Source organism: Microbacterium sp. UMB0228 (genome assembly GCF_002871415.1).
Classification (GTDB): Bacteria; Actinomycetota; Actinomycetes; order Actinomycetales; family Microbacteriaceae; genus Microbacterium.
This window is the reverse complement of sequence record NZ_PNFU01000006.1, coordinates 174,355-195,639: the sequence shown is the minus strand read 5'-3', so window position 1 is coordinate 195,639 and position 21,285 is coordinate 174,355. Positions and strand designations below refer to the sequence as shown.

Sequence of the window (21,285 nt, the reverse complement as noted above, 5' to 3'; positions counted from 1 at the left end):
AATCCCGAACGCCCCCTGCACTGACGCAGGAGGGTGCCCGTCCTGGAAGGACCGTCATGTCCGACACATCCGCCGTCCCCGCTCCCGGTGCCGTCGCGCCCGGATCCGAGTCCGACTTCGTCGACTCCGCGAGCACTCCCGAGACCCGGGGCATCGAACTCATCGACGACGCCCAACGGCACGGGAGAGCGCGCGATCTGTTCTTCGTCTGGAGCGCACCGGGCGTCAGCGTGCTGAACATCACGGTCGGCGCCTCGATGACGCTCGTGCTCGGCCTGGAGATCTGGCAGGCGCTGCTGGTGATTCTGGCGTCGAGCGCGCTCGCTCTGCTGCCGGGTATCGTCGCCATCTCCGGACCGGCAGCAGGGACCTCCGGCTCGGTGGTCCAGCGAGCGATCTACGGCATCCACGGCAACAAGATCGTCATCGCGTTCTACGGCTGGTTCATCTCGGGGGTCTTCCTCGCGCTGAACTGGGTGGCGGCGTCGTTCATCGGCGGCGAACTGCTCGTGCGGTGGGGCTTCCCCGATCCGATCGCGGCATCGATCCTGGTGGCGGTCGCGGTCTCGACGATCACCGTGGTCGTCGCCGCGTACGGTCACGCCCTCATCCTGAAGGCCTACCTGGCGATCTCGATCGGGCTGTTCGTGATCTTCGCACTCGTCATCGGCTTCATCGCCCCCGCGCTGGATAGGGGATTCGCGCAGCCCGAGCCGCTCAGCGGGCTGCCGCTGTGGGTGAGCGTCACGATCGCGTTCGCGCTGATGGCATCGTCGCCGCTGTCGTTCAGCAACAGCGCCGACATGGCCCGTTATCTGCCACGCGACACCAAAGCGTCCGGCATCATCGGCGCGACCGCGCTGGGACAGCTCTTCCCCGCCGTGCTCATCACCGCCTTCGGCGTCGTGCTGGGCGGCTCCATCGGGCCGGACAGTCTCGCGAACGGCATCGAGTACTCCCTGCTCGAGAAGCTGCCGGTGTGGCTCGCCCCGCTGTTCGTGCTCGGCGTCCTGGTGAACTGCATCTCGCTCAACGGCATGACGACCTACACGGCGAGCATGGCACTGCAGTCGATCGGCGTGCCGATCCGCCGCATCCCCTCCGCGATTCTCATCGGTGCGCTCGGCTGCGCGTTCACGATCGTGCTCGTCGTGGCATCCGACCTGATCAGCGCCGTCAACCTGATGCTGCAGTTCCTGCTGATCATCTCCGTGCCCACCATGGGCGTCTACGTCGCCGACATCGTCCTGCGCCGCAACCGGTACTCCGGGACCGACCTGTTCGACGAGCGGCCCGGCGGCAGGTTCTGGTACACCGGCGGCTTCGGCATCCCGGGTCTCGTCTCCGTGGTCGCCGGTGGCTTCGCCACCGCGATGTTCCTGTCGACGACCGTGTGGACCGGCCCGCTCGGCGCGGCGCTGGGCGGGCTCGACCTCTCGGTGCCGGTCGGACTCCTGGTCTCGATCGGCCTGTACGCCGTGCTCGCAGGACGGACGGTGCGCACGCAGATCGGCGGCTGAGCCCGGCGGCCTCCGCGGTTGCTCTCTTCGGCCACCGGGCGTCAAGGGGGTAGGGCGCCGTCGTCCCCCGTCCTACCGTTCCCCCATGGCTATCGAACTGAATCGACCGGCGCTGAAGCTCGCGCGTTCCCTCGTCCGCGACGGCAAGGTCGTGCGGGACGAACGCGACGACTGGTCCGAGGCGGCGCCCAGCGCCGAAGAAGAGAACCGCTTCATCGACGAGCACGGGTGGACGGAGTTCGCCCACTGGCACCTCGGCATCGACAAGAGCGAGAACCCGGAGACGAAGAAGGCGTACAGCTTTCCCTTCGGGGACTTCCAGAAGGTGCGTCGTTCCGGCGTGATCTCGGGGGAGAGCCGCGCCGGGCAGTATGACCACGAGGAGATCCGCGACGAGCTGCGAAAGATCCTCGACCTCATCGACTCCGAGGATTGACGCCGCGCGTCCGTATGCTCGTCGCAAGGCTGTTTCGATGACGACGGGGTGGGGCATGGTCGACGACACCGGCAGGGACGACGCGGACGCGAGCGGCGAGACGGAGGACGACCTCCCGTACTACACACCGCCGTTCGGCAGGGAAGAGGTCCCCGGGTTCCTCGACCGGCTCGTCGCGCACCTGCTCGGGGGAGAGACGCGCGAGGCCTTCACGTTCGAGGGCGTGGAGGTCGAGGAGTCGCAGGGCGTCTGGCTGCTCCCCCTCGGCGGCTACGACCCCGACGCCGACGAGTCGCTGCGGCCGAACCCACCCGCCGACCTCGTGGTCCCCGAGGGGGGATTCGCCGCCTACGCGGAGGAGTGGACGGAGGGCGTGCGCCGGACGCTGCGCGAAGCGTGGGGCGCGCCGATGGTGCGGAAGCCCTCGCTCGTGGGGGAGAACCAGGACCCGGAGGGAATCCTCGACGTCGTCCTCGTCTCGGTCGGTATCCCGGAGGCGGAGATGTGGGACCGCGGCGATCTGTACTGCGTGCTCGTCACGAACTGGGACGCCGAACCGCGGCAGAGCATGCTGCGCCAGGCGATGGTCGTGCTGCCGCGGGAGTACGCCGTCGGCAGCCTCAGCGCGCTCCTGCCCGAGGAGGACATGCACAACGACCTCCTCATGAACGGCGAGCATCCGCTCGAGCTGCGACGCCGCGCCTGGCTGCTGAGCACGCTGTTCGGCGCCGGGGAGGTGCGACTGCGCGACGTCGACGTTCCGGCATCCCGTTTCAGCCTGCAGTCGCGCAGCGGGGTGACGACGGTCTGGACGTTCACGGACGACGGCCGCATCCTCGTCCTCATCCAGGACCAGACGTCGACGTTCGCGGACGAAGCGCCGGCGCAGTTCCTCGCGGAGGTGGCGCAGCAGCACGGTGGCGATGCGCCGGATGCGGCGGATGCGGCGGATCCGTCCGAACGGGAGGCGGACCTGGCGGAGGCCTGGCTGATCCTGGCCGCCCGCATGCTCGACAGGGTGCCGGACGATCTTCGCGCCCTCATCGCCGCCCGAGGCGAGGACGCCCGCGGTGCGGTCGCGGAGCACGACCTGGAATTCCGGATGCTCGGCGACGAGCCCGTGCCGGTCATCACCGGCGCGGTGTGGTTCGACGGGGAGCACTGGTGCGTCTCGCCCTCGCTCATGGAGATCGGCCGCCGCAACGACTTCGGCATGGACGACTTCGGCTTCGGCGCTGCGGTGCGGCAGCCGTATCGCCTCGGCGGCGCCCTCACCGTCGACGAGATGTCGCGGGAAGGGGACGAACGACGCACCTGGTCGAGCAGGTCTTCGCCGCGTGTCCGTATCCGGAGCAGGACCGCCCGTCCGACACGGAACGCCTCGGCTACGCGGTGCCGACGAGCGGTGACCACCACGACCTCCTGGCCGATATAGAGCGCGTCACGAGGGCCTGGTGGGAGCGCTCGCCGGAAGACGCCGACTGGGCGGATCGGACGTTCGAGATCGGCGGACGTGGCCTTCGCGACGACCACGGCCGCGCGCTCCGCGTCGTGCTCGCGTCAGGGGAGGTGTGGACGGTCGATGCGCTGCAGGCCTGGGCGGACGACCTCATCGGCGTCATGAGCGAACGGTGGGGAGCGGCGGGGGAGATCCACGCCCGCAACGAGAAGACCGGGATCGATCGCCGCAGCCCGCTCACCCGCGTCATGCGCGCCACGGGCCTCCTCACCGCGCCGCTCTGGTGGGTGAACGGCCACGCGGTCGCTGTCGTCGCCGGAACGCCCGATCCCTCGTACGGCGACGACCCCGAGGTCATCATCGTCATCGCGCGCCCGGACGCCGTGCTCGACCTCGCGCGTGGAAGCAACCCGTGGGAGCTCCGCATCCGCGCCCGGATCATCTCCGACATCTCCGCCCTCGTGGGCGGCGCCCCCGCGCCGGGACCCCTGCGGTGGAACGGCCCGCCGCTCGCCGGCTCCTCCCTCGTCCCCGATGCGATGCGCGGCGGTTTCCGCACCGGGGACCACTTCTGGACGTGGCACTTCACCCACGACGGGCGCGGCCTCTTCCTGTCCCATCCGACGGGTCCCGACGCCGCCGCGCGACCCGAGCCCACGTTCGAGGAACAGGTCGCCTTGTTCGGCGGCGTGCCCGACGACCTGCTGTCGCTCGTGGTCGACCGAGACCCGGGAGGGTTCTTCCCGGTCGTGCATCGCGGGGCTTCGACCCCTGGCTCCGCTGAGACCGAGAACCTCCTCACCGGCGCAGCGACCCTGCCCGCCGTGCACGCGGTGTTCTGGCGGGATGACGTCGACTGGCGCGCCTCGGACGGGATGCTGCAGCGGGTCCGCGACGCCCTCGACCCGGACGACGTGGACACGACGAACCCCCTGGAGACCATCTACCCCGAGGCCTTCGGGGTGCCGCAGCTCCAGTGGGCACTGCGGATGGGCGAGCGCATGGGGCCGCCGACCCTCCTCGATGCGCCGTACGTGAGCTTCGTCTTCGATCGGGTGCCCGAGCGGGAGGAGATCGAGCAGGTCTACGCCGCACTCGGGATGTTCCCCGATCTCGCACTCACCGGCACGCTCAACGATCTCCTCGACGTCGTCGTCGATGCTCCGGGATACCGGTTCCTCCTCGATGCCGCGCTCAGCAACCCGCACCCCGAGCGTCGCCGCGAGCTCGCGCTCTGGCTCTTGGACCAGCGCCTCGACGCGTCATCCGCCCTGTCGTTCCTGAGCCCGGTCAACGTCCTCTTCGCCAACCCCACGCTGGGCGCGGAAGATGAACCGGTGCTGCGACGCCTGCTCGAGCAGGGCGCGATCCCGGGCCCGACACCCGTCGCGATGCTCCCGGAGTGGCATCCGTTCGTGCAGCTGCTGGATCGCGACATCGAGGAGACCGCGCTGGCGCCGCTGGTGCGGACCCTCCTCGTGCACGGCGACGTCGATCCCGCGACGCCCGCGCTCCCCGACGGTCGCAGCGTGCTGGACTTTGCATCCGGCCCGTTCCCGCACGGGCGGTCCCGAGATGCGCTCGCGTCGGCGATCCGAGAGCTCGTCGCGGGCGGCGCCGTGGACACCGCTGCGGAGCCGGAACGATGAGCGCTCCGGAGCCCGGAGCGCGCGTGGACGACGCCGAGCCCTACGCCCGTGCTCTGCGCACCGTGCTCGACGGGGAGAGCGAGCGCGTCGCCGCCGCACTGAGTCACCTGCATCGGGCCGCCGTCGAAGCGCAGAGCGGTGCGGAAGCGGTCCTCACCGACGTCTTCGTCGACCAGGTCCTCGTCGGGGCTCCGGACCTCGGCTACGCCTGACCTTCTCCTCCGGCCCCGGAACCTAGCTGCTCGGCGAGGTCTCCTCAAGCCCCTCGGCCACTCTGATTCCAGCCGGGAGACTGGGGGCAGCCCGATCGAAGGAGGAGACATGGAATCGACACCCGACGACGTCGGCGGTCAGCCGCTGCGCGACGGCGACGCGACCACCGAGGCCGACCCGAGCAACGATCCCGCGCAGGCGGAATGGGAGCGCACGGAAGCCCTCGACGAGGGTGCGGCACCGGAGGATCTGGAGGCGTCGACAGCCACCGGCCGCGATCCCGACGAGATCCCCGACCCCGACGATGAGGTGCCGGCGGAGGACCTGCCGGGTTCCGCCCCGCAGCCCGAGAGCCAGGGGGAGGACCCGGTCCTCGCCGACCTCGGCGACGAGGGGCAGGGCGACCTGGGGCCGGGGGACGTCTGATGGCCGTCTCGGCGGTCGTCACCCGGTCGAAGAACGGGCAATGGGTCAACGAGGTGGACGGCGCCCCGGAGCTCTCCCGCAGCTACACCAGCCGTGACGAGGCGATCGAGGAGGGGGAAGCTCTCGCGGCGGAGCACGGTGCCCGCCACGAGATCGAGCACAGCGAGCCGACCGGCGCCATCACCGACGGCGGCGCACCCGACGACGCCTGATCGTCACCGCCGCGGCGTGAACTCGTCCGGAGCCTCCGGCTCCTCGACATCCTGCGATTGCTGGAGGTGTCCGCAATCCGGGCACCTCCAGCCACCGGGGATGGCGAGCATCACGACATCGTCCTCCGGGCAATGCGGTGCCGCCCCCTCGCCGTTCGTCATCGCCCCAGGCTAGAGCGCCCGGTCCGCCGGGACCAGGGGGTGCTCATCGCAGGATGACCAGTTCTCGGGTCGCGCGGGTCATGGCCACGTAGCGGTCGACCGCTCCCGTCCGCCCGGTACCGAACGCCTCCGGGCGCACCAGCACCACGAGATCGAACTCGAGTCCCTTCGCGCCTTCCGGCGTCAGCGCACGGACCCGGGGCCGCGGAGCGAACCCGGGATCGCCGATGACCGCGGCGACTCCCTCCGGGTTCGCCGCGAGCCACGCGTCGACCACCTCGTCACGCTCGACGGCGTTCCCGTGCCGGACCGGAATTCCGCTCTCGCGCACGGACACCGGGACGTTGGCGTCGGGCAGGGCCTCGCGGATGGTCGGTGCGGCGACAGCCATCACCTCCGTGGGCGTGCGGTAGTTCACCCGCAGCGAGGAGACCCGGACGTTCCGCAGGCCGAGGCGCTGCAGACGCTCACTCCACGACTCCGTGAACGCCCTCCGTGCTTGGGCTCTGTCGCCCACCACCGTGAAGCTGCGGGACGGACACCGTGCGATCAGCGTGCGCCACTGCGCGTCGGTGAGCTCCTGTGCCTCATCCACGACGATGTGCCCGAACGGGCCGGCGAGCTCGTCCGGGGGGAACGGAGGAGGAACGTCCGCTCCGGCGAGCACGGTCCGCGCGTCGGCACCGCGCAGGATCGACATCACCTTCATCTCGCTGTCATCGCTCTCGACGAGGTGGTCGACCACGGCGGACATCTGCTCCCGCGCCGCCGCGGCCGCGACCTGCCGGCGGTGCTGCTCCCGCACGGCCTCCGGGTCGCCCAGCCGACGGTGCGCGGCATCGAGCAGGGGAAGGTCGGCGTCCGTCCACGGCGCCCCCTCTGCGCGGTGCAGCAGGGCGAGCTCGTCCGCCGGGAGATCCGGCGCGCACCGCGCGAGCAGCGCCGGAGACGCCCACAGGGCGGCGACCACCGCCGCCGGAGAAAGCAGCGGCCACGCGCGTACGAACGTCGTCGTGAGATCGTCGTCCTGCCGCAGCCACCGACGGACGGAGGACTCCGGGACCTCGGGATCGCGAACCTGGTCCACCAGCATCTCCAGCACCTCCTCCCACACCTCGTCACGAGCCTCGTTGTGCGGCGACGCGGGATCCGCACGGGCGAACAGATCGGCCCACTCCTCTCGGCTCACCCAGAGATCGGCCCACGGCGCCTCGATGCGGAGCGCGTGCATCGGCGGCCGGGTGAGCTCGGAGACCGCCGCCGCGATCACCAGCTCCGGGTCGAGGCGCTGCTTGAGCTCGGCCACGCGGGAATCCGTCTCCGCAATCGCGCCGGCGCCCTCGGGAGTGAGATCACGCAGGGTGCACAACCGCACCGTGTCCTCCCCGAGGCTCGGCAGCACGTCCTCGACATAGCCGAGGTACTGCGGGTTCGGTCCCACGAGCAGCATGCCCCCGGCGCCGGTGGTCAGCCGCGGCTCGGCGTACAGGAGGTGCGCCGCCCGGTGCAGCGCGACGACGGTCTTCCCGGTGCCCGGGCCGCCGTCCACGACCAGAGCGCCGGGCGAAGGGGCGCGCACGATGGCGTCCTGATCCGCCTGGATCGTCGCCAGCACGTCCCGCATGCGCCCAGTCCGGTGTGCGTCGAGGCTTGCGAGAAAAGCGGACTGGTCGTCGAGGGAGGCGGCGCCGTCGAGGCCCTCCGGCGACAGCGCCTCGTCCCAGTAGTCCCTGATCCTGCCTCGATTCCACCGGTACCGTCGCCGGGAGAGGAGGCCCCGGGGGTCTTTCCAGGTCGCGGCGAAGTACGGTTCCGCTGCCGGAGCCCGCCAGTCGACCAGCAGGCGGGTGCCGTCCGCATCGGACACCCCGGCGCGACCGATGTACGCCGGCGGTCCGGCCGCCGGGGTCATCCGGCCCAGGCACATGTCGATGCCGTACCGCTCCCGCAGGCGCAGCGTCGCACTGAGGCGGCGGATCTCCAGGTCGCGATCGACCGCCGTGACGCCTGCGTCGGCGGCCTGCCGGCGCACGAGGGCGAGACGAGCCGTCAGGGCGTCCTGTTCTCGGGACAGAGCGGCGCCGAGGCGCCGGAGGTGGGCGCGGTCGGCGGCGATGAGGTCGTCTGCGGATTTCGCCGCGTGGTCGTCGGGCAGATCAAAGGGGTCGAGCACGGGACATCTCCTTCGCGAGGGCATGCGGGGGCACGCGAGCCGTCGATTCTGCCTCCCGGCGGGGGCCTTGTGGCAAGCCCCCACCCCGGCGATATCCTGGAGATGCACGGAGACGAGGGGACCTCACCATGACCCATCGGATCGGCTACCTCATCGGCAGCCTCGCATCGGACTCGATCAATCGCGTCCTGGCCACGGCGCTCGTACGGCTCGCCCCGCCGGACCTCGAGCTCGTGGAGATCCCGATCCGCGACCTCCCCCTCTACAACCGCGACGACGAGCTCGAACCCGTCGCTGCGGTCACCGCGTTCAAGAGAGCGATCGAGGGGGCAGAGGGTCTGCTGCTCGTCTCGCCGGAGTACAACCGCTCGATCCCCGGGGCGTTGAAGAACGCCATCGACTGGGGCTCGCGGCCCTGGGGTCACAACTCGTTCGCGCGCAAGCCCACCGGCATCATCGGCGCCTCGACCGGAGCGATCGGCACCGCGGTCATGCAGTCGTCGATGCGGAGCGTGCTGAGCTTCCTCAATGCGCCGCAGCTGAACGCCCCGGAGGCGTACATCACGTTCCGGCCCGAGGTCTTCGGTGCCGACGGTCAGGTGCACGATGCCGACACCGAGAAGTTCCTCGCGCACTACATGGAGGAGTACGCGGCGTTCGTCGAACGGGTGCTGTCGCTCACCGCTCCGGGTCACGTCGGCGACCGGTAGCCGCCGCGCTCGCCGCGTCAGGAAGGCGCGTCCGCCACGAGCGCGCTCAACGCCAGGGCGTCGTGGGGCGCGTGTCCGCGGGCGTCGTTGTCGAAGTACACGAAGACGTCGCGCGGTTTCCCGTCGTCGGCTCCGGTCCCGTCGGCCCACCCGCGGATGAGTCTCGCCCACTCCCGCAGCTCGGTCTCGGTGTAGGCGCTGTGATAGAGCATCTGCGCGCCGTGGAGACGGATGTAGACGAAGTCCGCGGTGAGGGCATCGAACCGTGGCCACCTGCCTGCGGTGTCGGCGATGACGAGGGAAGCCCCGTGGTGCTGCAGGAGCCTCAGGCTCGAGGGGTCGGCGAAGGAATCGGAACGCGGTTCGAGGGCATAGCGGAGCGGGCGGTCGGCATCGATCTCCAGCCAGGCCCGGTCCTGCAGCCGCTCGTCGTGCCGTCGGGCGAGGGCGAGAGCGTCGGCCGTCGTCCGGGGAAGCGCGTCGAAGAAGGACTCCAGGAGCTCCGGGTCGAAGCGCTGGCGCTCGGGGAGCTGCCACAGGATCGGGCCGAGGCGGGGGCCGAGGGCGAGGACGCCCGACGCGAAGAAGTTCGCCAGTGCCTGCTCGACGTTCTGCAGTCGCAGCATGTGGCTGACGTAGCGTGAGCCTTTGACCGCGAACACGAAGTCGTCGGGAACGCTCGCGGCCCACCGGCGGTAGCTCTCGGGCCGCTGCAGGGAGTAGAACGAGCCGTTGAGCTCGACGGTGGGGAACTGCGATCCGATGTGCTCGAGCTCTCGACGCTGCGGGAGGCCGCGCGGGTAGAAGTCGCCGCGCCACCGGGCGTACCGCCACCCGGAGACGCCGATGCGTACCCGGCCCTGCCCGCTCTTCCTCGTCATGGCCGGCTCCGTCGGGTCAAGCCCCTTGCCGCTGTCGTGCGGCCTCGGCAGGCTGGAGGCATCCACACCGAAGGAGGAGGAGCCATGTCTCTCAATGACCATCCGATCGACGATGTGAAGCCCGAGGCCGACCTGCAGGAGCAGGAGCGCCTTGCGGAGGAGGTTCCCGAGGACCCGGAAGCGCCGACCCCCTCGGCACCGGAGCCGCACCCCATCGAGGCGGACCCGGCGGACGCCGCGGAGCAGCGCATCGAAGTGCCGCTGGATGAGGACGGCCTCGACGAGCCCACCGACGACTGACGGCCTCCGGCGGCAGGTGCGCCGGGGCGGCGTTCGAGACAGGGGAGAGGCGTCATGACGAACGACCGTAGTCCGAGCGGTGCGTGCTCTCGCCGGGGTTGACGCTCAGCGGGACGGTGGCTAGCCGCGGGGTATGCCCTCTCGACGGGACCGCCCCAACCCGGTGCTGCCGAGAGGGCTCACCGTCCTACCCGGACGGTTGGGGAGGCGGCGAAGTCTCGCTGTCTCTACGGCTGATCCCCCAGAGATTCAGCCGGTAGCCCCCGCTACGAAGAGCAGAATATCCCTTAATCCTCTTGTCCGCCATTTGGGGGACAAAAGTTTCTTCGAAAATTCTGCGCGGCTCCCGGCCCTGTCGCCGATACGGACCGTTCCGTAGGGTGGGGGGCATGGACAGGATGCTCGTCTTCGCCGGTCAGGTCGCACTCCCGGTCGGGCACCGTGTCGAGGTCTCCGAACTCGTCGACCCCCAGACGCAGGAGCCCGTCGTCCTGTCGCTGCTCGACCTGGACACCGGTATCCGCTACCGCCGCGGCGAGGAGCCCCGAGCTGAGGTGACGCACTGGATCGGCCGTGTCCTCGACTGCACGGTGGCGGTGGGCGTCGCTCCGCGGACGTCGCTGCTCATCGACCCCATCGGGCCGTCGGCCAGCGGCGCGGGCATCGCTCTGCGCGGCGCGGATGCGGCGGTCAACGCGGCCAAGGCCGAGGCGGATCGCTGGGGTGGATCGGACCGTCCCCCGCCGGAGGAGCCCGAACGCTTCTGGTGACCGCCGGAGGCCAGGGCCCCTCCCGCACCGGGGTCATCGGAAGTCCCGCGAGCGGTGCATGACCCCCGTGCGGAGGTCTTCGAAGGCGTCGGCGAGCACATTGACGACCCCCTCCGGGGAGCGCTCGAGGATGCCGCGGATGATGAGCGCCGGGGACTCCCGGGCGATGCGACCGAACCGGCCCCATACCCCCGTCGAGCAGATCACGTTCACCAACCCGCTCTCGTCCTCGAGGTTGACGAAGGTGACGCCGGCGGCCGTGGCGGGGCGCTGTCGATGAGTGACGAGACCGGCCACCTCGACGCGTCGTCCGGTCTCGTGGCGCTGCAGGTCTGCGGCCGTCAGGACACCGCGAGCCCGGAGGTCGTCGCGGAAGTGCGTCATCGGGTGGTCGTCGGTCGAGATGCCCGTGGCCCAGAGATCGGCCGAGAGGCGCTCGTAGCTGGTCTGGTCGGCGAACAGCGGCGGCTGCACCGCCACCGTGGTCCCCGGGAGGAATCGGGCGCGGTCTTCCGCGGCAGCCCCGGCGAGCCAGATGGCCTCCCGGCGCTCCAACCCGAGGCACGCGAAGGCTCCGGCGGTGGCGAGGGCCTCCAATTGCGCGGCCGTGGCGTCGGTCCGGCGCACGAGGTCGTGCAGATCGCGGTAAGGGCCGTGCGCTTCCCGCTCGGCGACGATGCGCTCTGCCATCGGCACTCCGATCCCGCGGATGCCGCTGAGCCCCAGGCGCACCGCGTACCGTCCGTCCCGCCGGTGCGCCGCGGACTCGTCCGGTGCGCTCCGGTCGAACCGATGCACGGGCGGCTGCGGGTCGGCCAGGCAGTCGTCCCTCCCGGTCGTCCCTGCGGCGTCGGGCGTGAGGGGTTCGAGGGTCTCGGTGGCGCCGGAGAGGTGGAGATCCGGGCGCCGGACCTCCACGCCGTGTCGACGGGCATCCGCCGTGAGGGTCGCGGGGGAGTAGAAGCCCATCGGCTGCGACCGCAGCAGGCCCGCGAGGAACGCGGCCGGATAGTGCAGCTTCAACCATGAGCTCGCGTAGACGAGCAGGGCGAAGGACAGCGAATGGGACTCCGCGAAGCCGAAGTTCGAGAACGCCTGGATCTGCGCGTAGATCCGGTCGGCGGCCTCGTCGACGAGCCCGCGGCGGGCCATCCCGGCGTACAGCTTGTCCCTGACCTTCTCGATCTTCTCCAGACCCCGCTTCGACCCCATCGCCCGGCGCAGCAGGTCGGCCTCGTCGGCCGTGCAGTCGCCGACGGCCGTGGCCATCTGGATGAGCTGCTCCTGGAAGATGGGGATGCCGAGTGTCCGCTCGAGGATGTCCTCGAGGTCGCTGTGCGGGTAGGGGATGGGGAACTCCTCCGGGGGCTCGCCCCTGGCCTCCCGTTCCCGGTTGGCCTCGTCCACCTTGTCCTTCGCCATCTTCCGACGGACGAACGGGTGCACGGCGCCGCCCTGGATGGGTCCGGGGCGGATGAGGGCGATCTGGATGGCGAGGTCGTAGAAGCGCCGCGGCTGCAGCCGGGGGAGCAGCCCGATCTGCGCGCGGGACTCCACCTGGAAGACGCCGATCGAGTCGGCCCGGCAGAGCATGTCATAGACGCCGGCCTCCTCCTTCGGCAGGGTCTCCAGCGTCCACTCCTCGCCCGTCGCCTCCCGGACCAGGTCGAAGCAGTGCTGCAGCGCCGCGAGCATGCCCAGGCCGAGGAGGTCGAACTTCACCAGCCCCATGAAGGCGGCGTCGTCCTTGTCCCACTGGATGACGGTGCGGTCCTCCATGCGGGCGTGCTCGACCGGCACCACCTCGCCGACCGGCCGGGCCGTGAGGACCATGCCGCCCGAGTGGATCCCCAGGTGCCGCGGAGCCTTCAGCAGCTCGGCTGCGTAGTCGAGCACGGTCTCGGGGATGTCGTGGCCCTCGACGGGTTCGAGTCCCGATCCCCAGCCGTCCACCTGCCGCGACCAGGAGTCCTGCTGCCCCGGGGAGTGCCCCAGGGCTCTGGCCATGTCGCGGACCGCGTTCTTCGGACGGTACTGGATGACGTTCGCCACCTGGGCCGCCCGCTCCCTGCCGTACTCCCGATAGACCCACTGGATGATCTCCTCTCGGCGCCGTGAGTCGAAGTCCACGTCGATGTCCGGTTCCTCCGTGCGGGTGGTGGCGAGGAAGCGCTCGAAGGGGAGACGGTAGAGGATCGGATCGACCGCGGTGATGCCCAGCAGGTAGCAGACCGCGCTCGCCGCCGCGGAACCCCGGCCCTGGCAGAGGATGCCGCGTCGCCGGGCTTCCGCCACGATGCCGTGCACGATGAGGAAGTATCCGGGGAAGTCCTTCTCCTCGATCACGTCGAGCTCGCGGGCGATGCGCCGACGGCCGTCCTCGTCCAGCCGCGGATACTTCGACGGGACCGCCTCCCAGACCAGGTGCCGCAGCCAGCTCATCGGGGTGTGTCCCGTCGGCACGTCCTGGCGGGGGAGGGCCGGGCGCGCCATCCGAAGTGGGAAGGCCGAGGCCGCAGCCAGCTCCAGGCCGTGCGAGATCGCACCGGGGTACCGCCGGAAGCGCGCCGTCATCTCCGCGCCGCTGCGCAGGTGCGCGCCGCCATGGGCCGGGAGCCAGCCGTCGAGCTCGTCCATGCTCCGGACCGCGCGGACCGCGGCCACCGCCTCGGCGAGAGGGGCCTGATCCGGGCGGGCGTAGTGCACGTTGTTGGTCGCCACGACGGGCAGCCGCATCCGGCGGGCGAGATCGGCCAGGGCGTCGTTGCGCCGGGTGTCCAGCGGATCGCCGTGGTCGAAGAGCTCGACGGCGATGTTGTCGCGTCCGAAGAGGTCGACGAGGTGGCGCAGCGGCGCGGCGGCGTCCCCGGCCTCCAGCCCCTGCCGTACCGCCCCCTTGCGGCAGCCGGTGAGGATCGTCCAGTGCCCGTCGGCGGTCGCCGCCAGTTCGTCGAGATCGTAGACCGGGCGTCCCTTCTCCCCGCCGCGGAGCTGGGCCGCGGTGATCGCCCCCGACAGGCGGTGGTACCCCTCGAGGCCCCGGGCGAGCACGAGCAGATGCGTGCCCGGCGGATCGGCGGCCCCCTGCGGAGCGGAGGGCAGATCGAGGGAGAGCTCGACGCCGTAGACGGTCTGCAGCCGCAGCTCCATGAGCTCCGCCAGCTCGGCGAAGCGCGCGGCGCCGTAGAACCCGTCGTGGTCGGTGAGCGCGAGCGCGCTCAGGCCGAGACGCTCGGCCTCCGCGAGCAGATCCTCGGGGGAGGACGCCCCGTCGAGGAAGGAGTAGGACGAGTGCGCGTGCAGCTCGGCATAGGGCACCGCCTCTTCTGGGCGCTCCGGGAGGGTCGGGGGGACGAGCTTCCGCGGACGACTCACCGGTCCGGGATCCGGGCGGAGCCCCCGCGGTGCGGAGGTCGCTTCGGGGGTGGGCTCGCCGCTGAGGGTGCGCTCGAGCTGATCCCAGGTCAACGGCGGATTGTGCCAGCCCATCAGCGGTACCTCCCCTCGGCCCACCAGCGCTCGCCGGCCAGGAAGACCAGCCAGGCGCGGTCGCGGTCGTCGACGATCTGGAGCCGGTGGCCTCGTTTGCCGCCGCCCGTGCTCCACCGCCGCTCGTGCACGGGCCACGGGCCGGCCCAGGCCTGCACGGTCGCCCCGTCGATGCGGGCGGGGTCATGCGTGAGGACGCCGCGATCGTCGACGTCTATCGTGCTCCCGTCCGCGGCGACGACGCCGATGGGGCGCGGGGGGCGGAACACCTCGGAGGGGAGAGGGTCGGGGAGGCTCCCCGGCCAGGGGGACCGTGGATCACGAGGCGGGACCGGGCGCTCGCCCCACGGCGTGAGTACCTGACGATCGGCGAGCCAGCGCCCTCCGGAGAGGGCGGCGGTGACCACGCCCTGATGCCCCAGCATGGTCTGCACCCGGGAGACCGCGTGATGCAGTCGCTCATCGGTACCCGAGCCGAAGAGTCCCGGTTGGTGGTGGGCCGCATCATCCACCGCGACGGGGAGGAGACGGGCGGCCACGATGCCCCCGAACGCCCTCGCCTCGTCGACGGGCGCGCTCGCGGTCAGGGCGGCCAGCGCCTCCAGCTGCCAGCGCACGCGGTCCACGAGGTCGGCGGCGTCGAAGCTCGTCGGGTGCAGCCAGGTGCGGGAGTGGACGGCGCCGTCGTCGTCGGTCAGGTCGATCCGCACCTCGGTGCACACGAGCGACGCGTCCGCCAGAGCGAGCATCACGGCATCGGCGGTCTGCCGCACGGCGAAGGCCACCTGGTCGGTGCCTCCGAGAGGGGACTCGAACTCGATGGTCCTGGCCAGTTCGGGGTCGGGCGGCCGGGGAGCCAGGGGCCGGGAGTCGGCGCCGGCGGCGAGGGCCTGCAGGCGGGCACCGTGCTCGCCGAAGCGGTCGCGGACGTCGAGAGGGGCGAGCGCGGTGAACTCGCCGAGAGTGCGCACGCCGAGGCGGAGGAGGAGATCGCTGATCTGCTCGTCGCGGAGCACCTGCACGGGATAGGGGGCCAGGAACTCCCGGGAGCCGCCCGGGGGCACGACCGTGCAGGACGCCGTTCCTCGGGCCGCGATCTCGGCGGTGAAGGGTCCGTCGGCGACGCCGACACGCACTTCGGGGAAGCCGGCAGCGGCGAGGACCGCGGACAGGGCTGTCGCCGCCTCGGTCTCCCCGCCGTGATAGCGGGCGATGCCGCGGGCGCGCAGGATCGCGAGGCCGGGGCGCAGCAGCGTCACGCCCGGGGCGTGCTTCTCGATGAGCTGCAGCACGGGGACGAAGGCGCGCTCGTCCTTCTCGGCGTCGTGGGGGAGGACCTGCAAGGAGGAGAGGAGGCCCTGGGCGACGCGGCGGCGCTGGCCGATGCGGACGCCGTGTGCGCGGGCCGATGCGGTGCAGGCGACGACCGTGTTCGCCTGCACCAGGGCCGTCGGCGGGTGCGGGCCTCCGCCCAGCACCGCTCGCAGCGGCCAATCGGGGAACCAGAGCACGAGGACGCGGAGCGGGGCGTTCATCCTGCCTCCGCCCAGAAGAGGAGGTCGGACGACCCGGCCACAGCATCGTCTGTCGCCGAGAGGCTGCCCGTCGCAGAGGGAGCGAGCGGCGGCAGAGCGGTCAGCTCCGCGGCCGCGGTCTCCACGGCTCCGTGTCCGCCGGGCAGTCGGACGCGCACGCTCGAGGCGCGAGGGCTGTGCCTGGTCCGCGCCGTGACCGTCACCGTGCAGTCCGAGAGCAGTCCCCACCCCTCGCCGAGCCCATGCCAGTCGGGGTCGTGGAGCCGGATGGTCCCCTCGCTCTGCGCCCAGCGCCCGGCGCCCGGTTCCTCCGCCACGAGCAGCGTGGACCCGCGGTCGCGCAGACGGGCGCTGAGTCGGGACACATCGGTATCCCGTGCCCTCGTCGTGGGCTGCACGACGACCAGGGGCACCACCTCGGCCAGCGCGGATGCGACGGCGAGCCAGCGGTCCCCCGGGTCGGGGACGAGGATCAGGCGGCTCAGATCGATGCCGTAGGCGGCGGCGGCCTCGACCCCCAGGGTGGGCATGCCGATCACCGCGCACCAGTGCCCGCGGCCGGAGGAGGCGCTGAGCAGGGCGAGCACGAGGGCGGGCGAGGGGGAGACGGTGTACGAGGTGCCCGTCTGCAGTCCCTCGTCCGGCAGCAGCGCGGCGAAGGCGGGATCGAGGGGGAGGAGGGTGTGCTCGCTGCGCCGCCGCTGCATCCGGCTGATCTCGCGGCGCAGTCGCAGGACCTCTCCGGCGCGGGTGTCGCTGGTCGGAGAGAGCGCGGTCATCGCATCGAGCCCGATCCCCATGTGTCCATCCTCGAAGATATGTACGAATAAAGCAAGTGACGCGACTGACGCTAGTTCGTACATCCGACATCGCCTTCCGGGTTGTCCACAGGGCGCTCCGCGCCGTCACGGATCTCCCTACCCTGCCGGGATGGACATCCGTCTCGCCCTCCTCGGCCTCGTGCACGGCGGCCTCCTCGCGATCGGCATCCTGCTGACCGTGATCGATGCGCGCACGCACCGGCTCCCGAACCGCATCGTGCTGCCGACCCTGTTCCTGCTGCTCCTGGCGGCGGTCGCCGACGCCGTCGTCACCGCCGACGCCGCCGCTCTGGGGCGGGGCCTGCTCGGAGCCCTCGTGCTCGGCGGCTTCTATGCGGCCCTGCGGCTGCTCAGCCGGGCGGGCATGGGTGGAGGCGATGTGAAGCTCGCCCTGGTGATCGGGCTCGTCCTCGCCTGGCATGGCTGGGGGGCCTTCCTCCTCGGCGCGGTGTCCGCCTTCGTGCTCGGAGCGGTCTACGCGCTCGTGCTCCTCGCCGCGGGCCGGGCCGATCGGAGGACCCGCATCGCCTTCGGGCCGTGGATGATCGCGGGGGCCGTCCTCGGCGTCCTCGGCGGCTGACCGCGCAGGTCGCCCCGAATGGGGGAGGGCGGCGCTACCCTGGGCACATGGCACTCGCGCGACTTCACGGTGGCCCGCTGGACGGGCAGATCATCCCCCTCGATGACGATGCGGACGACAAGCTGATCGTCCCCTACAGCGAGACGCAGGTGGTCTACAACCGCCGCGGCGAGCCGCAGAACACGGGCGAGGGCGACGGCCCCACCGAGATCGACTACTGGTTCGAGGAAGCCCTCGAAGACCTCACGCTCGAGGATGACTGAGCCCTCTCGCACCGTCGAGGTCGAGCGCAAGTACGACGTCGACGACGGGACGCCCCTGCCCGACTGGACGGCGATCCCCGGCGTCGACGCCGTCTCGCCCGGCGAGCACCGCGCTCTCGACGCCCGCTACCTGGACACCGCGGACGGAACGCTGGCCCGTGCCGGCGTCGCGGTGCGCCGTCGTTCCGGGGGGCCGGACGAGGGCTGGCACATCAAGGGCCCGCGGCAGGGCGACGGCCGGGTTGAGCAGGGCTGGCCCCTCGGCGGCGAGGAGGTCCCGACGGCGGTGCGCGCAGCGATCGCCGCTTGGACGACCGCGCCGCTGGAGCCTCTCGCACGCATCGAGAACGACCGAACGGCCTACCTCCTCACCGGACCGGGCGGCGTCGTGGCTGAGTTCGTGGACGACCACGTGCGCGCGACCGACCTGCGCAGCGGGACTCGCCGGACCTGGCGGGAGTGGGAGGTCGAGCTCGGCCCCGCAGGCCCCTCCGACGACGCCGGTCGTGCGGCGTTCTTCGCAGCGATCGGGCGTGCGGTGCACGCCGCCGGCGGCCGTGAGGCGGGCTCCGATTCGAAGCTCGCCCGGGCTCTCGGCTTCTAGGCTGCCGACTCCTCGGATGCAACCCCTTTCCGCGTGGGGTTGCAGGGTGGTTGAGTGACCACATGAGTCGACCGCCCGTGCTCCGATCGCTGCAGACGATCGTCCCCGAGACCATCCTCGTGCAGGAGCAGGTGCGCGACGTCTTCGCCGCCCAGCCCGGCCTGGGACGGCTGGCGCAGCGCATCGTGGCGACGTCGTTCAACGTCTCCGGCATCGACACGCGGCACACCGTGATCGCGGAGCTGGCCGACGACGCCTCCCCGGACGACCCGTTGTTCTACGATCGCGTCTCCGGGCAGCTGCTGGCGCCGGGTACGAGGGCACGCAACGAGGTCTACACGCGCGAGGCCTCCCGTCTCTTCGTCGAGGTCGCGCGCCGCGCCCTCGAGGCGGACCCTGACCTGAGCCCGGCGGACGTGACGCACGTCATCACGGTCTCCTGCACGGGCTTCCACGCCCCGGGCCCCGAGTACGAGATCGTGCGCGGGCTCGGCCTGTCCGACGCCGTCCAGCGCTATCACCTCGGCTTCATGGGGTGCTACGCCTCGATGCCGGCTCTCCGCGCCGCCGCACAGTTCTGCGCGGCCGATGAGAACGCGGTCGTCCTCGTCGTCAGCGTCGAACTGTGCACGCTGCACCTGCGCTCCTCCGAGGATCCGGACACCATCGTGGCCTCCTCCCTGTTCGCCGACGGGGCGGCCGCGGGGATCGTGACGGCCCGGGAGCTGCCCACGGCCGTCCCCGCGCTCCGGCTCGACGGCTTCCACACGGCGATCGTGCCGGAGGGGGTGGACGACATGGCCTGGACGATCGGCGACTCCGGCTTCGAGATGATCCTCTCCACCGCCGTCCCGCAGATCATCGGGGAGTCGATCATCGGAGCGCTCGCGCCGCTCTACGGGCGGGAGGACGGCCTGGCGGAGGCTTTCGCCGCCGGGCGGGTGGGCGACCGGGTGCGCCACTGGGCGATCCACCCCGGCGGACGGAGCATCCTCGATCGCGTGCAGGAGCGGATGGCGCTGAGTGACGGGCAGTTGCGACCGGCGCGGGAGACGCTCCGGGAGTACGGGAACATGTCGAGTGCGACCGTGCTGTTCGTGCTGAAGCGCATCCTCGAGCAGGAGGATGCGGAGCCCGGGGACCGCGTGGCAGCGATGGCCTTCGGCCCGGGGCTCACCGCCGAGAGCGCGCTGCTGACCGTCGTCGCGCCCGCGCCGTGAGCGTGGATCTGTCGGCGCGCGCCGTCGACCTCGTCGAGCTCATGGACGACCCCGCCGCCGACGACGAGGCGCTCGGTCGCACGTACCGGCGCTTCAGCGCCGTCAACGCGGTCGTCTCGCGCCCCGGGCGGCTGTATCGGCGGGACATCCGCCCGCGGGCGGTCGCCGGGCGTCCGCTGCGCATCCTCGACATCGGCGCCGGTGGGGGAGACCTGTGTCGCGACCTCGTCCGGAGACTGCGACGCGACGGCCTCCGTGCCGACATCACCGCTCTGGACGCCGACGAGCGTGCGATCCGCTGGGCGTCGGCGCACGACGACGGCGCAGGCATCCACTATCGCCATGCGCTCTCCGGCGACCTCGTGGCGGCGGGCGACACCTATGACGTCGTGCTCTCCAACCACGTCCTCCACCACCTCGACGCCGCAGCACTGCACGCGGTGCTCGACGAATCCCGTGCGCTGGTGGGTGACCGCGGACTCATCTCCCACCACGACATCGCCCGCAGCCGCCTGGCCTACGGGGCGTTCGCGGCAGGAACCTGGCCGTTCGCGCGGAACCTCCTCGCCGGGTCCTTCATCCGGGTCGACGGTCTCCTGAGTATCCGCCGCTCGTACACTCCGCAGGAGCTCGCGGCCGTCGCCCCGCCGGGCTGGGAGGTGCGCTCGCACCTGCCCGCTCGTCTGGAGCTGCGCTGGGAGGGTACGGATGGTCGACCATGACGTCCTCGTGGTCGGGGGCGGTCCGGTCGGGCTGCTGCTCGCCTGTCTCGTCGCGCAGGACGGTCGTCGGGTGCGCGTATGCGAGCGTCGCGCCGAGCCGGGCCTGCAGACGCGCGCGATCGGGATCCATCGTCCGGGGCTGGATGCTCTCGATGCCGCGGGAGTGGGCGCCGACGTCCGCTCCGCGGCGCTCCGCCTGTCGAGCGGCGAGGTCCGCAGCCGCGGGCGACGGCTCGCCGCCCTGACTTTCCCTCCCGAGCGTCCCATCCTCACGCTGGCGCAGCCCCGGACCGAGGAACTGCTGCGCGACCGCCTGCGGACGCTGCGACCCGATGCGCTGCAGTTCGGCTCCGCCGTCCGGTCCGTCCAGGACGAGGGTCCGTTCGTCCGGGTCGGGATCGACGGTGAGCACGGGCGCGCCGAGGAGACGGCATCGGTCGTGGTGGTCGCCGACGGTGTGCGGAGTCCTCTGCGGGCGGCGTTCGGCGCCGGGTGGGGCCGGCGGTCGGGGAGTGCCGGCTACGCGATGCTCGACGTCGACGATCCGCAGGCCGACGATCGCGCCGTGCTGTACTTCGAGCCGGACGGCCTCGTCGAGTCCTTCCCCTTGCCGGATGGACGGCGCCGCTGGGTGGTGCGCGAAGACGACGGCCGGGCGGTGGCGTCCGCCGCCGAGCTGGCGGACATCGTCGGGCGCCGGACGGGGCACCGCCTCGACGTGGACCCCGCGGCGGCGGTGTCGTCGTTCCGCGCCGCTCAGCACGCGGCACGGCGGCTGCACCGCGGACGGATCGTCCTGCTCGGGGACGCCGCGCACGAGGTGAGTCCCATCGGCGGTCAGGGCATGAACCTCGGCTGGGCGGATGCGCTCCGCCTGCGGGACGCGTTGCGCCGCACCGACCCGGACGCCGTCCCCGTTCTGGACGGCTTCGCCCGGGAGGTGCGGCGGACCACGCGGAAGGCGCATCGTCGTTCCGCGTTCTTCATGGCGATGGGTGCTCCGGCGATCGCGCCGGTCGTCGCCGCGCGGGAGGGGCTGGTGCGTACGCTCGGTTCCTCCGCGCTGCGCCCGTGGACGACCGGTCTCATCACGATGCGCGGCCTCTGACGCGAAAAGGCCCGGTCCGCGATGCGCGGACC

General features: G+C 71.7%; 22 protein-coding genes. 16 read left to right on the top strand and 6 right to left on the bottom strand.

The window, feature by feature from the left end:
• Positions 1-56 precede the first annotated feature (56 nt).
• From CJ226_RS14670 to CJ226_RS14640, 7 genes are all read left to right on the top strand, one after another.
• A complete protein-coding gene (locus CJ226_RS14670; protein WP_102209637.1) occupies positions 57-1,520 on the top strand; it encodes a cytosine permease in 1,464 nt (487 codons plus the stop codon).
• 85 nt (positions 1,521-1,605) lie between these two features.
• Positions 1,606-1,956 (top strand): hypothetical protein, encoded by a 351-nt coding sequence (locus CJ226_RS14665; RefSeq protein WP_102209636.1) that lies wholly within the window; start codon positions 1,606-1,608, stop codon positions 1,954-1,956.
• 37 nt (positions 1,957-1,993) lie between these two features.
• On the top strand, positions 1,994-3,391 hold the full coding sequence (locus CJ226_RS14660) for a hypothetical protein (protein WP_146008250.1): 1,398 nt from the start codon (positions 1,994-1,996) through the stop codon (positions 3,389-3,391).
• Positions 3,349-5,064: a hypothetical protein gene (locus CJ226_RS14655; protein ID WP_102209634.1), complete on the top strand. Its 1,716-nt coding sequence runs from the start codon at positions 3,349-3,351 to the stop codon at positions 5,062-5,064. Before CJ226_RS14660 ends, CJ226_RS14655 begins: the two co-directional genes overlap by 43 nt.
• On the top strand, positions 5,061-5,276 hold the full coding sequence (locus CJ226_RS14650) for a hypothetical protein (protein WP_102209633.1): 216 nt from the start codon (positions 5,061-5,063) through the stop codon (positions 5,274-5,276). Before CJ226_RS14655 ends, CJ226_RS14650 begins: the two co-directional genes overlap by 4 nt.
• Before the next feature lie 109 nt (positions 5,277-5,385).
• On the top strand, positions 5,386-5,703 hold the full coding sequence (locus CJ226_RS14645; RefSeq protein ID WP_062633930.1) for a hypothetical protein: 318 nt from the start codon (positions 5,386-5,388) through the stop codon (positions 5,701-5,703).
• The gene (locus CJ226_RS14640) at positions 5,703-5,915 is read left to right on the top strand and encodes a DUF2188 domain-containing protein (RefSeq protein ID WP_062633931.1); all 213 of its coding nucleotides are present in this window, start codon (positions 5,703-5,705) and stop codon (positions 5,913-5,915) included. Before CJ226_RS14645 ends, CJ226_RS14640 begins: the two co-directional genes overlap by 1 nt.
• A gap of 3 nt (positions 5,916-5,918) precedes the next feature.
• Here the strand turns inward: CJ226_RS14640 and CJ226_RS18165 are convergent, their stop codons facing one another.
• Together CJ226_RS18165 and helR are read right to left on the bottom strand one after the other, a co-directional pair.
• Complete coding sequence (locus CJ226_RS18165; RefSeq protein ID WP_157523899.1) at positions 5,919-6,077, bottom strand: hypothetical protein; 159 nt, start codon at positions 6,075-6,077, stop codon at positions 5,919-5,921.
• A 43-nt stretch (positions 6,078-6,120) separates the two neighbouring features.
• Positions 6,121-8,250: an RNA polymerase recycling motor ATPase HelR gene (gene helR / locus CJ226_RS14635; RefSeq protein ID WP_257996681.1), complete on the bottom strand. Its 2,130-nt coding sequence runs from the start codon at positions 8,248-8,250 to the stop codon at positions 6,121-6,123.
• A 128-nt stretch (positions 8,251-8,378) separates the two neighbouring features.
• Here helR and CJ226_RS14630 point away from each other — a divergent pair, with 128 nt between their 5' ends.
• Positions 8,379-8,960, top strand: coding sequence for an NADPH-dependent FMN reductase (locus tag CJ226_RS14630; protein ID WP_062633933.1), 582 nt, complete (start codon positions 8,379-8,381; stop codon positions 8,958-8,960).
• Positions 8,961-8,977: 17 nt separating this feature from the next.
• Here CJ226_RS14630 and CJ226_RS14625 read toward each other — a convergent pair whose 3' ends face one another.
• Complete coding sequence (locus tag CJ226_RS14625) at positions 8,978-9,841, bottom strand: DUF72 domain-containing protein (protein WP_102209631.1); 864 nt, start codon at positions 9,839-9,841, stop codon at positions 8,978-8,980.
• Between the two features lie 84 nt (positions 9,842-9,925).
• On the opposite strand from CJ226_RS14625, the gene CJ226_RS14620 reads away from it, so the two are divergent.
• Positions 9,926-10,141, top strand: a complete 216-nt coding sequence (locus CJ226_RS14620; RefSeq protein WP_102209630.1) for a hypothetical protein — start codon at positions 9,926-9,928, stop codon at positions 10,139-10,141.
• A 389-nt stretch (positions 10,142-10,530) separates the two neighbouring features.
• Positions 10,531-10,911 (top strand): hypothetical protein, encoded by a 381-nt coding sequence (locus tag CJ226_RS14615; protein WP_102209629.1) that lies wholly within the window; start codon positions 10,531-10,533, stop codon positions 10,909-10,911.
• Positions 10,912-10,944: 33 nt separating this feature from the next.
• On the opposite strand, the gene CJ226_RS14610 is transcribed toward CJ226_RS14615, so the two are convergent.
• The 3 genes from CJ226_RS14610 to CJ226_RS14600 are packed head-to-tail and all read right to left on the bottom strand — an operon-like array spanning position 10,945 to position 16,735.
• Positions 10,945-14,400 carry an error-prone DNA polymerase gene (locus CJ226_RS14610; RefSeq protein WP_102209628.1) on the bottom strand — a complete coding sequence of 1,152 codons (3,456 nt, stop codon included), beginning with the start codon at positions 14,398-14,400 and terminating at the stop codon, positions 10,945-10,947.
• On the bottom strand, positions 14,400-15,935 hold the full coding sequence (locus CJ226_RS14605; protein ID WP_102209627.1) for a DNA polymerase Y family protein: 1,536 nt from the start codon (positions 15,933-15,935) through the stop codon (positions 14,400-14,402). Before CJ226_RS14605 ends, CJ226_RS14610 begins: the two co-directional genes overlap by 1 nt.
• Complete coding sequence (locus CJ226_RS14600; protein WP_257996680.1) at positions 15,932-16,735, bottom strand: hypothetical protein; 804 nt, start codon at positions 16,733-16,735, stop codon at positions 15,932-15,934. The genes CJ226_RS14605 and CJ226_RS14600 overlap by 4 nt, the downstream gene beginning before the upstream one ends.
• Before the next feature lie 130 nt (positions 16,736-16,865).
• On the opposite strand from CJ226_RS14600, the gene CJ226_RS14595 reads away from it, so the two are divergent.
• From CJ226_RS14595 to CJ226_RS14570, 6 genes are all read left to right on the top strand, one after another.
• Positions 16,866-17,336: an A24 family peptidase gene (locus tag CJ226_RS14595; RefSeq protein WP_102209626.1), complete on the top strand. Its 471-nt coding sequence runs from the start codon at positions 16,866-16,868 to the stop codon at positions 17,334-17,336.
• Positions 17,337-17,383: 47 nt separating this feature from the next.
• Complete coding sequence (locus CJ226_RS14590; RefSeq protein ID WP_025105115.1) at positions 17,384-17,599, top strand: hypothetical protein; 216 nt, start codon at positions 17,384-17,386, stop codon at positions 17,597-17,599.
• Entirely contained in the window at positions 17,592-18,203 is a 612-nt protein-coding gene (locus tag CJ226_RS14585; RefSeq protein WP_102209625.1) for a CYTH domain-containing protein, read from the top strand. Before CJ226_RS14590 ends, CJ226_RS14585 begins: the two co-directional genes overlap by 8 nt.
• A 62-nt stretch (positions 18,204-18,265) precedes the next feature.
• Positions 18,266-19,423, top strand: a complete 1,158-nt coding sequence (locus CJ226_RS14580) for a type III polyketide synthase (protein WP_257996679.1) — start codon at positions 18,266-18,268, stop codon at positions 19,421-19,423.
• Positions 19,420-20,145 (top strand): methyltransferase domain-containing protein, encoded by a 726-nt coding sequence (locus tag CJ226_RS14575; protein WP_102209623.1) that lies wholly within the window; start codon positions 19,420-19,422, stop codon positions 20,143-20,145. Before CJ226_RS14580 ends, CJ226_RS14575 begins: the two co-directional genes overlap by 4 nt.
• A complete protein-coding gene (locus CJ226_RS14570; protein ID WP_102209622.1) occupies positions 20,132-21,253 on the top strand; it encodes an NAD(P)/FAD-dependent oxidoreductase in 1,122 nt (373 codons plus the stop codon). The genes CJ226_RS14575 and CJ226_RS14570 overlap by 14 nt, the downstream gene beginning before the upstream one ends.
• Positions 21,254-21,285: the final 32 nt, after the last annotated feature.

Bases quoted from the DNA above. Each gene is read 5' to 3' on its own strand.
- CJ226_RS18165 (WP_157523899.1), bottom strand. From the start codon at position 6,077: ATGACGAACGGCGAGGGGGCGGCACCGCATTGCCCGGAGGACGATGTC.
- CJ226_RS14650 (WP_102209633.1), top strand. From the start codon at position 5,061: ATGAGCGCTCCGGAGCCCGGAGCGCGCGTGGACGACGCCGAGCCCTAC.
- CJ226_RS14640 (WP_062633931.1), top strand. From the start codon at position 5,703: ATGGCCGTCTCGGCGGTCGTCACCCGGTCGAAGAACGGGCAATGGGTC.
- CJ226_RS14600 (WP_257996680.1), bottom strand. From the start codon at position 16,735: ATGGGGATCGGGCTCGATGCGATGACCGCGCTCTCTCCGACCAGCGAC.
- CJ226_RS14580 (WP_257996679.1), top strand. From the start codon at position 18,266: ATGAGTCGACCGCCCGTGCTCCGATCGCTGCAGACGATCGTCCCCGAG.
- CJ226_RS14615 (WP_102209629.1), top strand. From the start codon at position 10,531: ATGGACAGGATGCTCGTCTTCGCCGGTCAGGTCGCACTCCCGGTCGGG.
- CJ226_RS14665 (WP_102209636.1), top strand. From the start codon at position 1,606: ATGGCTATCGAACTGAATCGACCGGCGCTGAAGCTCGCGCGTTCCCTC.
- CJ226_RS14630 (WP_062633933.1), top strand. From the start codon at position 8,379: ATGACCCATCGGATCGGCTACCTCATCGGCAGCCTCGCATCGGACTCG.
- CJ226_RS14645 (WP_062633930.1), top strand. From the start codon at position 5,386: ATGGAATCGACACCCGACGACGTCGGCGGTCAGCCGCTGCGCGACGGC.
- CJ226_RS14625 (WP_102209631.1), bottom strand. From the start codon at position 9,841: ATGACGAGGAAGAGCGGGCAGGGCCGGGTACGCATCGGCGTCTCCGGG.
- CJ226_RS14570 (WP_102209622.1), top strand. From the start codon at position 20,132: ATGGTCGACCATGACGTCCTCGTGGTCGGGGGCGGTCCGGTCGGGCTG.
- CJ226_RS14660 (WP_146008250.1), top strand. From the start codon at position 1,994: ATGACGACGGGGTGGGGCATGGTCGACGACACCGGCAGGGACGACGCG.
- CJ226_RS14605 (WP_102209627.1), bottom strand. From the start codon at position 15,935: ATGAACGCCCCGCTCCGCGTCCTCGTGCTCTGGTTCCCCGATTGGCCG.
- CJ226_RS14590 (WP_025105115.1), top strand. From the start codon at position 17,384: ATGGCACTCGCGCGACTTCACGGTGGCCCGCTGGACGGGCAGATCATC.
- CJ226_RS14595 (WP_102209626.1), top strand. From the start codon at position 16,866: ATGGACATCCGTCTCGCCCTCCTCGGCCTCGTGCACGGCGGCCTCCTC.
- CJ226_RS14620 (WP_102209630.1), top strand. From the start codon at position 9,926: ATGTCTCTCAATGACCATCCGATCGACGATGTGAAGCCCGAGGCCGAC.
- CJ226_RS14610 (WP_102209628.1), bottom strand. From the start codon at position 14,400: ATGGGCTGGCACAATCCGCCGTTGACCTGGGATCAGCTCGAGCGCACC.
- CJ226_RS14670 (WP_102209637.1), top strand. From the start codon at position 57: ATGTCCGACACATCCGCCGTCCCCGCTCCCGGTGCCGTCGCGCCCGGA.
- CJ226_RS14585 (WP_102209625.1), top strand. From the start codon at position 17,592: ATGACTGAGCCCTCTCGCACCGTCGAGGTCGAGCGCAAGTACGACGTC.